Annotated in this window: 13 protein-coding genes; 1 reads left to right on the plus strand and 12 read right to left on the minus strand. The window is 47.6% G+C overall.

Annotated elements, in window-relative coordinates; genetic code table 11:
- Positions 1-257: 257 nt before the first annotated feature.
- The 7 genes from CS022_RS26170 to rpe form a co-directional block, all read right to left on the minus strand.
- Positions 258-1,436: an ExeM/NucH family extracellular endonuclease gene (locus tag CS022_RS26170; RefSeq protein WP_235869352.1), complete on the minus strand. Its 1,179-nt coding sequence runs from the start codon at positions 1,434-1,436 to the stop codon at positions 258-260.
- Positions 1,393-1,623, minus strand: coding sequence for a hypothetical protein (locus tag CS022_RS26175; protein WP_235869354.1), 231 nt, complete (start codon positions 1,621-1,623; stop codon positions 1,393-1,395). The genes CS022_RS26170 and CS022_RS26175 overlap by 44 nt, the downstream gene beginning before the upstream one ends.
- Complete coding sequence (locus CS022_RS26180) at positions 1,602-2,102, minus strand: hypothetical protein (RefSeq protein WP_235869356.1); 501 nt, start codon at positions 2,100-2,102, stop codon at positions 1,602-1,604. The genes CS022_RS26175 and CS022_RS26180 overlap by 22 nt, the downstream gene beginning before the upstream one ends.
- 293 nt (positions 2,103-2,395) lie before the next feature.
- Entirely contained in the window at positions 2,396-2,875 is a 480-nt protein-coding gene (locus CS022_RS26185) for a lamin tail domain-containing protein (RefSeq protein ID WP_235869358.1), read from the minus strand.
- A 244-nt stretch (positions 2,876-3,119) separates the two neighbouring features.
- The gene (gene trpS, locus CS022_RS09285; RefSeq protein WP_129122049.1) at positions 3,120-4,136 is read right to left on the minus strand and encodes a tryptophan--tRNA ligase; all 1,017 of its coding nucleotides are present in this window, start codon (positions 4,134-4,136) and stop codon (positions 3,120-3,122) included.
- Between the two features lie 82 nt (positions 4,137-4,218).
- A complete protein-coding gene (locus CS022_RS09290; protein ID WP_129122050.1) occupies positions 4,219-4,917 on the minus strand; it encodes a phosphoglycolate phosphatase in 699 nt (232 codons plus the stop codon).
- Between the two features lie 20 nt (positions 4,918-4,937).
- Positions 4,938-5,612: a ribulose-phosphate 3-epimerase gene (gene rpe / locus CS022_RS09295; RefSeq protein ID WP_129122051.1), complete on the minus strand. Its 675-nt coding sequence runs from the start codon at positions 5,610-5,612 to the stop codon at positions 4,938-4,940.
- A gap of 169 nt (positions 5,613-5,781) precedes the next feature.
- Here rpe and CS022_RS09300 point away from each other — a divergent pair, with 169 nt between their 5' ends.
- Complete coding sequence (locus tag CS022_RS09300) at positions 5,782-5,982, plus strand: DUF2970 domain-containing protein (protein WP_129122052.1); 201 nt, start codon at positions 5,782-5,784, stop codon at positions 5,980-5,982.
- A 46-nt stretch (positions 5,983-6,028) separates the two neighbouring features.
- Here the strand turns inward: CS022_RS09300 and CS022_RS09305 are convergent, their stop codons facing one another.
- From CS022_RS09305 to CS022_RS09325, 5 genes are all read right to left on the minus strand, one after another.
- Positions 6,029-6,850, minus strand: a complete 822-nt coding sequence (locus CS022_RS09305; RefSeq protein ID WP_129122053.1) for a Dam family site-specific DNA-(adenine-N6)-methyltransferase — start codon at positions 6,848-6,850, stop codon at positions 6,029-6,031.
- 88 nt (positions 6,851-6,938) lie between these two features.
- Positions 6,939-8,843: an AAA family ATPase gene (locus tag CS022_RS26190; protein WP_235869360.1), complete on the minus strand. Its 1,905-nt coding sequence runs from the start codon at positions 8,841-8,843 to the stop codon at positions 6,939-6,941.
- A gap of 12 nt (positions 8,844-8,855) precedes the next feature.
- On the minus strand, positions 8,856-9,932 hold the full coding sequence (gene aroB / locus CS022_RS09315; RefSeq protein WP_129122054.1) for a 3-dehydroquinate synthase: 1,077 nt from the start codon (positions 9,930-9,932) through the stop codon (positions 8,856-8,858).
- A gap of 21 nt (positions 9,933-9,953) precedes the next feature.
- The gene (gene aroK, locus CS022_RS09320) at positions 9,954-10,472 is read right to left on the minus strand and encodes a shikimate kinase AroK (RefSeq protein ID WP_129122055.1); all 519 of its coding nucleotides are present in this window, start codon (positions 10,470-10,472) and stop codon (positions 9,954-9,956) included.
- A gap of 159 nt (positions 10,473-10,631) precedes the next feature.
- On the minus strand, positions 10,632-12,008 hold the full coding sequence (locus CS022_RS09325; protein ID WP_129122056.1) for a type IV pilus secretin PilQ: 1,377 nt from the start codon (positions 12,006-12,008) through the stop codon (positions 10,632-10,634).
- Positions 12,009-12,031 lie beyond the last annotated feature (23 nt).

Here is a 12,031-nt window from a genome sequence, read left to right on the forward strand (position 1 = left end):
ACATGGGGTCCGATTTGAAAAGCAAAGGGTTATCGAATAATTGGCAGCTTTTACACTGCGACACTCACTCGATTAGCGTATGGAGCAATGGAAACCGCGCAGTGTTACCACTTTATTTCCATCCAACGTCGTTTCACCACAATGGGCAGGGATCCAGCCGAAGATATACATCGTCAAGTTCACCTTATCCCCTAGCTCAACACCCAAACGCTCGATGAAATCGCTGTCTTGATCGTAGCGAACGCGACCAAACCAGCTTAACCAAGGACTGTACTTGTTGTACCTCCATTAATGGTCGGCTTGACCCAGAAAAAGCTATTGTTTCTGATTGTCAGGCTAAATGGCTCTACGACAGGTTGGTAGTTCAGGCTGATAATCACAGGGTCATGATCCGACGATGAGAAAGCATTGTCTGACTTGACCAAAGACCCAGTATAACGGCTCGGGTATTCAAACAAGGTGCTCTCTACAGAGTTGATGTGCCAATCTTCAACAGCCACTACCTTTTCGGTCACAGACGCATTACCCAGTGCATGGTCAAGGCTGCCCAGTTCACCGTCAAAGCTATATGAAAACGCATCTTCTCCAGCAAATGTTGTTGCGAGATTGGTGTAACCGAAGCCATTGCCTACCTCACGTGCTACATCATCCATGGTTTGCCCTTGAATAGACGTACCTGCTGCAGTAACAATTTTACGAACGTTGGCATCAGCATTGTAATCCGTCAGCACTCGCATTGGATCTTCCTGCGCGTAGGCATTGAAGTCACCCAGTACAAGCACATCACCCGCTAACCCTTTCAGTGAGTTACCCAAGATTTCAGCGGCAGATACGCGGAACTCATTACAACGTCCCTGAAGATCTGCCGGGTCTTTGGTGAATTCACCCGCTACCCAATCCTCATAACAGCCAGAGCCTTTCGATTTGAAGTGGTTGACCGCAATAGATAAACGTTCGCCGCCAGATACTTCAAATGTTTGCAACAGTGAATCACGCTGATATTTATCGTGTTGCTTTGTTTCGCCCTCTGGGTTTTCGCCGCTAATGTGTTGTTCAGGCATACGAACCACAGAGGCAGCCTCTGCTGGCGTCGCTTTAGCCGGACGATAGATAAGCGCAACCATGATTGCGTCTCCACCGAGGTACTTGCCGTCATTGAGAGAATCAGTAGCCGGAATAACCATCGCATAATGGTCATCAGTATTGCTCATACGTGCATTCAGCGTCTCGATAAGGTCGAACAGTGCACCGTCGTCACCAAAGCCATTGTTTTCAACTTCCATCAGGCCATAGATGTCGGCATCAATCGCCAACATCGCGTTGACAATTTTCTCACGCTGCAAAGCAAATTCATCAGCCTTCTTCGCACCACGGTTACAGCCTCGGCTTGCATCAGCATCGCTGATCTTTACAGGTTGGGTTGAGGTCGCCGCCAATCTCAGTGGCACTGGTGAAATAGTTAAGCACGTTGAAGCTGGCAACTTTCAGATTACTGCCATCGACAGTAACAGGGGCATCCGTGCGGTCTTTTTGATGAACGAGGTCAGACGCAGAGATTTCATTTGTTGCGACCAGACGGAACTCGCCAAAGCTAAAGCCGACTACACCTTCAATGTTTTCCAAGCGGTCAAAAATACGGATATACCTTGCTCAGCATCCAACCCCGGGAAATAAGGGATCACGCCATTCGGCGCCTTCTGGTCAGACTCAATGTAGAGGCGGTTCTTTGCGTTGTCCAGCGCTAAGATATCTGTCCGTAAATCACTGGCAGGATAAAGCTGGGTCGGTTTTACCAGTGGATTTTGGTGAGACAGCACCATGTTGTTGCGTCTGGCATCGTAGTCATAGCCAAAGTTACGGGTGACCACCATATCAGATTCAGTATTTAGAGTGACCAGCATCCCTTCGTAACGCTCGAGCGCGTCTTTCAGCGACTCGCCCTCTTCCACCCTTACTGCTGTTGCAGCCAGAGGCGACGTTTCACCGAGCACTTCCCACTGAGTACCTTTGGCGTCTAATTGCGTGAAGCCATAGTATTCCTTTACTTTACCTGCGGCACAAACGCGACTGCCAGGCTTCAGACCCGACACAGAGTCAGACACGACAAATATGCCATCTGACGTCGCATCATTGTTGTCACCTTGCGCATCCTGCAGCCAGAATCCTTTATAGAGACCAGTGGTGACCGCTGTAACAACACCTTCAACGTGGTAATCGTCTTTGCTTTCATAGCTGCCATCAGGTATCAGAGGGCTGCGCGTTCCTTCTCCCTGAACGGTGTAGGTCGCTGTTCTGACATTGTCCTCACAGCTGAATACAGGCCCTGCGTTATCACAGGCGTTCAGGCCGTCACAGCCCAGTCCGTCGAAGGTATTTTTTGTAAAGCTTTGCCAGCTTACTGACGGGTCAAAGACTGTAGATGTATCGACTTTGCCTCAGTACCTGCTTTGCGGCGGAGGGTTTTGTCTTTACCGTAAGATGCACCGCTGCCGAGCTGGCCCAGACTGTCGACAACATTGCCGTTATGGGTCAATGCAAGGGTATCGTCACCATTGAATGTCAGTTTGTTGGACGTGAAACCCGCAACTGCTTTGATGCTGTCGCTCGCCGAGGCATGAGAGACAACCAGTGAATCACCGGGAGCAAGAACACCGTCAAGAGGCACGCGAGAAGACAAATTGGTGTTCTTGTTAAATGCCAGTTCAATCGCCCAGCCAGAAAGGTTAACGGCTTGATCACCCTGATTGGTTATCTCAACCGCTTTGTTATTCGATGAACCTTCCACATACTCGGTAAACAATACGTCAGCATGTGCAGTAGCGCTCATTGATGCGCTGACAGCAAGAGCAAGAAAGCTCTTTTTCGCAATGTTCATGTCGGCTCCTTTTGTGCCAATGATCAAAATCTGGCGGATTATTTACCAAGTCGACATTAACTTTTGGTGATCATTCGCACATCAGGGGTGAATTACATACTATTTGAGTAAAAATTCTAGACTTTGATTCCACGTTTACATTTTTAGAAAAGGTCAAATTAGTGGGAAGGCTTTGAGTGGGGAATAAAAAAAAAGCAGCGGTAACAACCACTGCCTTCCAAATATTTGTGGTTTAAATCAACCTTTATGGGCGAGGAACGAAACCTACAGCTTCAAATACCTTTTTAAGCGTTTCTGCTGCATGTGCTGAGGCTTTTTCTGCACCCGTTTTCATCACACTGTCGAGGTAAGTACGATCGTTGCGGAATTCTTTGTAACGCGCCTGAAGAGGCTCAAGCATAGCAACAACCGCTTCCGCAGTGTCTTTCTTCAAGTGGCCGTACATCTTATCCGCGTACTCTGCTTCAATGTCAGCATAGCTCTTGCCCGTCACCCCAGACATGATACCCATCAGGTTTGCAACGCCCGGCTTGTTTTCAATATCGAAAATCACACGTGGTGGCTCATCGGAGTCAGTCACAGCGCGTTTAATCTTCTTAACGATTGCTTTCGGGTCTTCAAGCAGACCGATAACATTATTTCGATTGTCGTCAGACTTCGACATTTTCTTCAACGGATCCTGCAAGCTCATTACTCGCGCACCCACTGGTGGGATGTAGGGTTCTGGCACTACAAAGGTGTCGCCGTACAAGTTGTTGAAGCGATGGGCAATATCGCGTGCTAATTCAAGATGCTGCTTTTGGTCATTACCCACAGGTACCTGATTGGCTTGATACAACAGGATATCTGCTGCCATCAAAACAGGGTAACTGAACAGACCCGCATTGATGTTTTCAGCGTGGCGCGCTGACTTGTCCTTGAATTGGGTCATGCGGTTTAGCTCACCCATCTGGGTGTAACAGTTTAATACCCAGCCCAATTGCGCATGTTCAGGAACATGCGACTGAACAAATAGGTTACTGCGCTCAGGGCTCACGCCCACAGCTAAACATAGCGCGAGTGCATCTAACGTAGCTTCACGTAAGGTCTCTGCATCCTGACGGACAGTAATCGCATGCAGGTCAACAATGCAGTACTGGCAATTGTAGTCATCCTGCATTTGTTCCCACTGACGCAGTGCGCCCATGTAGTTACCGATACTAAGCTCGCCAGAAGGCTGTACGCCACTGAGTACGATGGGCTTGGAGGATGAATCACTCATGATGCAGTATTTTCCTGTTGGTAAAGATACTGCCGGCGTCTTTGCCGGCAGTATGGGAGTTCGATGATGTAGAGCAGATAATTTACGCTGTTTTTGCGTCGCTGAGAACCGTCAATAGTTGATCAAAGTGATCTGCTACGTGATCCGGTGAGCTGTCGCTGATTGGAACGCCATAATTGTAGCCGTACGTTAAGCCAAACGAGGCAATGCCCGCATTTTTAGCGGCTTGAATGTCATTTCTCGAATCACCCACCATCAGCATTTCTGCGTTGCTCAGACCGTGTTTGTCACGAAGACTGTGCAAGCCTTCAGGATCGGGTTTGTTGGTTGGCAGCGAACCACCACCGATGACATCACTGAAGAAATGGTCGAGATCCAAGTCTTCAAGCAACTCTGGCACGAACTGATAAGGTTTGTTGGTAACGAGACCGAGCACAAAGCCTTGGTCTTTGAGTGATGTCAGGGTCTCTTTCACCTGTGGAAAAATCTCGGTTTTGTCATGCCCGTTATTGGCATAGTGGTAATCAAACCGTGCACGTGCCTTTTCATATAGTCCTTCAGGCAGCTCAGGGTCAATCTCGACATTTCGCGAAAGCGCACGTTTCACCATGATCTCCGCGCCATTTCCTATCCAGCACTTTACTTCTTCGTTATTGACCGTATGAAGATCGAGGTCAGCCAACATCATGCGGATCGCCTCAGCAAGATCCGGCACACTATCAACTAAGGTGCCATCAAGGTCGAAGGCGATATAACGAATAGAATCGAATTTTTTACTCATTGTGGTGTGTTCTTACCTGTCTATTGATTGATTTTACTTAACTCGGCACGCATTTCGTCGATGACGTGTTTGTAATCAGGCTGACCGAAAATCGCTGAGCCTGCGACAAACATGTCAGCCCCTGCTTCTGCGATTTCTCGAATGTTATCAACCTTTACACCGCCATCAATTTCAAGGCGAATATCCCGACCGCTTTCATCAATACGACGGCGAACTTTCCGCAGTTTATCTAATGTGCCAGGAATAAATGACTGACCACCAAACCCGGGGTTAACTGACATCAGCAAGATCATATCCAGCTTACCCATCACATGGTCGAGATAGTGCAGAGGCGTTGCCGGATTAAACACCAAGCCCGCCTGACAGCCGTGCTCTTTTATCAGTTGCAACGAGCGATCAAGGTGCTCACTGGCTTCAGCATGAAAAGTGATCATACTGGCGCCCGCTTTTGCAAAGTCAGGAATAATGCGATCAACAGGTTTCACCATCAGGTGGACATCAATTGGCGCAGTGATGCCGTAATCACGTAGTGCTTTACAAATCGGTGCACCAAACGTCAGATTTGGTACGTAGTGGTTATCCATCACATCAAAGTGAACAACGTCGGCGCCAGCAGCTAATACTTTATCTACATCTTCACCCAGTCTCGCAAAGTCGGCAGACAAAATGGACGGGGCTATAAGAAAATCTTTCATGTTTACGCCTCTGTTATTCTAATTCGGCTAACTGTTAAGTTTCAGTGCTTTCAGATAAGGTTAAATCTTACCCGAATGCGATCCGCACTCCTATTGAAGAAGCAGATTTATTTGGTCAACAATGCTTATCTAAGACATACGAGCTTTCACATTGCGCAAAGGATATTGCATGAGTTCTGAGAAAACGACGTGGTGGGACATTGTGAAAAGTGTCTTTGCAGCCCTACTGGGCGTTCAGTCTGACGAGAATCGTCAACGTGATTTCAGCCAGACGAGTATGTGGCCTTACATCATTACAGGAATTGTCGCTGTGGTGCTGTTCGTGCTGGTCCTTATTGTAATCGTTTCTTTTATCACGCCAGCGCAATAGACATTATCGTCACCAAGTAGACAGTATCGTTCTAGAGTGATTTGAGTTACTGATGGGTATTGAACAGCGCGAGCAATTCATTCACTTTGTTTCGACCATTCCCGTTTCTGCTGATTGTCCGTTTCACTTTGACCACACTGAGCTTGGCACCACGATAAAGCCGACGCGTGTGCGGCGTATCATGGTTTGAAATCAAGACAGGGATATCACGACTCATTGCGGCTTTTTCCGCATGTTCAGCCAATAACGCCTGATCATCAAGTGTAAAACCGCCACTCGAATACGTCGTGAAATTCGCGGTAGTAGACAGTGGCGCATAAGGCGGATCGCAGTAAATTACACTGCCACGGCGTGCATGAGAAAATGACTGTTGGTAACCTTCACAAACAAACGTCGCGCGCTTGGCCTTCTCCGCAAAGAACTCCATTTCAGCCTCAGGAAAGTAAGGCTTTTTGTAGGAGCCAAATGGCACATTAAACCCGCCTTTCTTGTTGTATCGGCACAAACCATTAAAGCCGTGACGGTTCAAATATAAAAAGTAAATCGAACGGAGATATGGGTCAGTCGTCTGGTTAAACTGCGCGCGAACCGAAAGATACGCCTCTTTACGGTTATATTCCGGCGTGAACATCGTCTTTGAATCGGCGATCAGGCCCTGAGGTTGCTCTCTAAGCAAATTATAAAGATTAATCAGGTCCGGATTGATGTCAGCAAGTCGGTACTGCTCAAAATCGGTGTTTAAAAATACCGAGCCAGCACCCACAAAAGGTTCAATCAGCTTTTTGGCGTCAGGCAGGTGCTTGCGGATATCCTCAACCAGAGAATACTTTCCGCCAGCCCATTTTAAAAAGGCTCTTTGCTTTTTCATTAACGCCTGTCCACCACAGCAACTCGAAGGGTGGCGGATTGTATCTTATTTTCAGTCATCAATCAGCGTTATTTGGTCAGTCAAAGGCTTAATTTACCCGACGGATTTCCTGATGAATTTGAGTAAAGGCCTTCGCCCATGGAGAGAGTGCCTGAATATCGTCTGGTAACACTAACCCCGCTTTTCTGGCTTCGGTAACAGACGCATAATCACCCAGAAGAACCATAAACCATGGGTCACCATTTCTGCGGGTTTCGTACACGTTAACTTTGCCAGCGAGATCAAGCTCGGAGATAAATGTGTCTACAGCTTCGCGAGATTGAAGCGCCGCGAGCTGCAGAGCAAACCTGTCCTCACTAACTTGAAGTAAGGCTTGGTTAGCTAACTCTGTCGTAAAACCTACTCTGGTCATTTTCGGCTGACTGGTTCCCTGAGTCACATCACTCACGGCATTAGCAAGCTCTGGCAATAGTGCATTCACAGCAGCCGTGCCGTCGCTGCCAGCTGCTTGTTGGTCGATAATAGCATCCACAACCGTGTCTGGCACAACGATGCGTTTGTTTTCATCGCCGCCCCGGCCAACCGTCACACCTTGTTGAACCAGTTGCTCAGGCAATTCAAAGTCATCTTCAGTCTGCTGATCAGCATTAACATACACAGCATCTCTGCCAACCGCACCATCTTGGCCTGGGGTCGTGATAACGGCACCACTATTGGTGTTCACGCCACTTTGTCTTGTAACACTGCCGCCTGAGCCAGAAACACCCACTGAAGAAGACGCGACACCAGAGCCACCCGCTGCGGTAATTCCCACAGTCGTCACATTGAGCTTGGTGCTAGTATTCGCCGAATTTGTCGCAGTACCTGCTGCATTGGACGTGGGCGGTTTTGCAGCCGAAGTCCCAGAGCTCGTCTGACGCCCTACTGTCTTATCGCCCGTTTGAGTTGCTTTGGTTCCTGTATTGGGCGTTGTGCCCACAAGACCTGTGGTCACTGCAGTGACATTTGAAGTCTGCTGGTTCGAGGCTTCGGTATTCACCTCTTCACTATTTGCCGCGTCTGACTGCGCGACAACTTGATTGCTGTTCGGTTGCGTATTTGCTGATGCCGAGGAATCCGAACTCTCGTCATCGGCTTGATTTAATTTTTCAACAAACTCAGTCAGCTCATCAATGCCTTGTGGAATCAAAGCATTGTTCCTCTGGCTGTCGTCAGACTGTGGCCAGAACCACCACACTGAGCCTGCACCAACGACAATTAACAACAAAGCCAAAAGCATCAAGGGCCATAAAGGGGTATCTTTTCTATCTTCCATTGCTGAAGTCTCCTGTCGTCCAAGTCCTTTTAACGCACCAGGTAAAGAAGGCAAAGATTGCGCGTCTTGTCGGACCTTGCGCCGCTGCGCTGCATCTAACTGACGATTGACCATCATCACGTCAATGAACATATCGCGTTCACTGTCGGAGAGAGGCGATATCTCTATCGTCAAGGGCTGCTGACCCTTTATTGTCGACAAACGGGAAAACTCGCCGTTGAGCATTCCAGTTTGACCAAACAATAACACATTGATTTGCCAGTTTTGTCTCTGTTGTGCTTCCTGTACAACAGACCAAAGCTCTGCTGCCACCGTATCGCTGAGGAGATGTGAATCATCTACGACCACCAGCAAATGACAGGCTCTGTCCTCAAGCATATGCTCGAGGCTTTGTAATAACGTATCTTGTTCGTTGAATACACCATCTCGAACAAGTTGACCAAGAATGATCGATCTATGCTGGTGATCTTTTTGTTGTTGATTACAGATCAGAAGTGACTGAATAGGCTCACTGGCCCAGCTTTCCAGATATTTCTCACTCAACCAAGACTTTCCCGCCCCTTCCTGACCCGAGATCCTGATTAAGTTGGAGCTGAATCGAGTGAGAAATTGCACTCTAGACAACAACTGGACCTGAGTATCCAGCTCCAGCGGTGTCATGTCATAGGTACTTGTCATACGTGAGTACGCTTAACCGGCTGTAATAACCTCAGCAAGAGTTTCAGAGGTCACGTCTGCAACGACTTCTGCGGTACCTACTGATGTAGGGAGCACGAGGCGAAGCTGACCAGAAAGCACTTTTTTGTCCCGCATCATGTGCTTGATAAATGCATCATAGTCCATGCTGGCAGGTGCTTTCACGGGAAGTTGGGCGTTTTCGAGTAAGGTAGTGATGCGGTTAACATCTTCCTGGTTAACAAGTTGTTGACGCATCGCCGTTTTAGCGGCTAGAACGGTCCCCGCAGACACTGCTTCACCATGCAACCAGTTACCATAACCCATCTCAGCTTCGATCGCATGACCAAACGTATGACCAAGGTTTAGCAGCGCACGAACGCCGGACTCTTTCTCATCGGCGGCAACGACATCTGCTTTGATTTCACAGCAACGCTTGATCGCGTGGATAAGAGCGGCATGTTCAAGCTCATTCAATGACGGATAATTGTCTTCCAGCCATTTGAAAAACTCAGCGTCCGCAATGATGCCATATTTGATGACTTCAGCCATGCCTGCGGCAAACTCGCGCTGAGGGAGAGTTTTAAGCACATCAATATCAATAAAAACAGCCTTCGGTTGATAGAAGGCACCTATCATATTTTTGCCCAAAGGATGGTTTACGGCTGTCTTGCCGCCAACAGATGAGTCAACCTGCGACAGCAATGTTGTTGGGATTTGGATATAGTCCACACCGCGCTGATAACTTGCTGCTGCGAAGCCGACAACATCACCGATAACCCCACCACCGAGTGCAAAAACAAGCACATCACGACCGTAATTGCCTTCGAGTAAGAAAGTGTGAATGGTATTGAAGGTTTCCAGAGTTTTGTACTGTTCGCCATCAGGTAGGATCAACAGGGCCGGATTTGCACCGGCCTGTCTTAACGTATTCATGAAAAGGTCTGCATACAAGGGAGCAATGGTCTCGTTGGTGATCACCACCGCTTGACGTCCCTTGGTGTCGGCGAACAACGCCGCTTGTCCAAGAAGCCCTGAGCCAATAGAGATGCCATAGCTTCTCTCGCCAAGTTTTACGTCAATCCTTTCCATGCTAATCCTTTACTTCATGTTTTAGTGCTTTTCGAGCAGATCAATGATTTGGTTCGCGACAACTTTCGCACTTTGGTCATCGGTGCGAACAACGAAGTCAGCGACTTCTTCATAAAGTGGGTTACGTTCAGCTGCCAGAGATTCAAGCACATCACGTGGCTTGTCGGTTTGCAGCAGTGGACGCTTTTTGTCTCTTTGCGTTCTTGCTAATTGTTTTTCGATCGTAGTTTCAAGATACACAACGATTCCACGGGCCGACAGACGGTTACGACTCTCTTTGCTCTTGATTGAGCCACCACCTGTTGCCAGCACAATACCGTGTTTCTCGGTCAGGTCATTAATGACATTTTCTTCACGGATACGGAAACCGTCTTCACCCTCGACATCGAAGACCCAAGCGATATCAGCGCCTGTGCGATCTTCAATCACAGTGTCGGAGTCAAAGAATTCCATGTGAAGCTGTTGTGCAAGTTGACGCCCAATTGTGCTTTTACCAGCGCCCATTGGACCCACAAGAAAAATATTTCGTTTTTCAGCCATTTTCAGCCATTACGTGCAGTTAATTTTAAACGACACCGCCCGCAGGCTCATTATAACAAGCCCGAGACGCCAGATTCCTCACAGATAATTCGTGATCAGACGGAAAATTATCTCAGGTCTGGCTGTCTCTTGGCAACATTAATTATGAAGTAAGGCCGATCATTGCTTCATTATCCGGGGTGTAACGAAGATAAGGAGCTCGCGTTTGCCGATATTTTCATAATCTCGACGGAATAAATGACCGAGAAGAGGCACGTCACCAAGCAATGGTACTTTCTCAACAGACTTTTCTATCGATTGTTGGTAGATACCACCAAGTACGATTGTTTCACCATTTTGGGCAAGAACTTGGGTATTAATACGCTGAGTATTAATTGCCATAGCTTCACCCGCACCCGCTTTCACCGCCGCCGCTGGTTTATCCTGTGTCACCGTCAAATCTAACACCAATTTGTCATCTGGTGTGATTTGAGGCAGCACGTACAAACTCAACACCGCTTTCTTAAACGCTACTTCTACTCCCTCACCTTCTGATGAGACAACATAAGGGAGCTCCACACCTTGTTCTATGAATGCTGGTTTTTTGTTGGTGGCCAACAAACGAGGACTAGAGATAATTTCAGCTTTCGACTCTAACTCCAAAGCGGATAATTCAAGGTCTAGTAATAACTGATTACCTAAATTTGCCACCTGAAATGCTATGCTCGATGCACTTCCACTGACAGCGCCGAGGTTAACATTCATCATTTTGTTTATATCAACACCACTGGTTCCAGCATTGAAATCCAAGGTACCACCAATTTGCGAAGAATTAGCATTTTGCTTCAATGTACCCCATCGAACGCCCAACTCATCTAGCATCCCCTCATCAACAGTGACGATACGCGCTTCGATTTCAACCTGACTGACTGGAATGTCGATGGTATTGATAAGCGACTTGATAACATCAATATTGTCAGACAAATCCTTGATCAGCAGGGTGTTTGTCCGATTGTCCACTGAGACGTTTCCTCTCGGCGTCAGAAGTGTCACGCCTCTCTCATCTTCCTTGAGTAACTCAGCAACTTCTGCAGCATTGGCATAGTTAATTTGAATGACCTCAGAGCGAAGAGAGGCCAGCTCCCTTTGCTGCCTTTCATGTTCAAGAGTAAGCCTGTCTTGTTCATCAAGTTCAGCTTTAGGCGCAATCAACAGAACGTTGCCATGAAGACGCTTATCAAGGCCTTTCGATTTGAGGATAATATCCAGCGCCTGTGACCATTTCACACCTTCGAGCTTCAGGGTAATGTTTCCATCGACGCTGTCTGAAACAACGAGGTTGAGTCCATTCATCTCCGCAACAACCTGAAGCACATTTCTTATCGCAATATCCTGAAAGCTCAGAGTTACCGGGCGATTTTTGTCGTAGCTGGGTCTGGTTTCAAGCACCGAGTAGTCTGCACTTTGCTGTTCAGCGAAAGTCATTGGGGCTTGCACAAATAATAAAGATGACAACATCAGACCTGCTAAAGGTCTCATCTTAAATCCATTTAACATGACGCAATTTCCTTAATCATTTT

It is taken from the genome of Veronia nyctiphanis (genome assembly GCF_004116385.1).
Lineage (GTDB): Bacteria > Pseudomonadota > Gammaproteobacteria > Enterobacterales > Vibrionaceae > Veronia > Veronia nyctiphanis.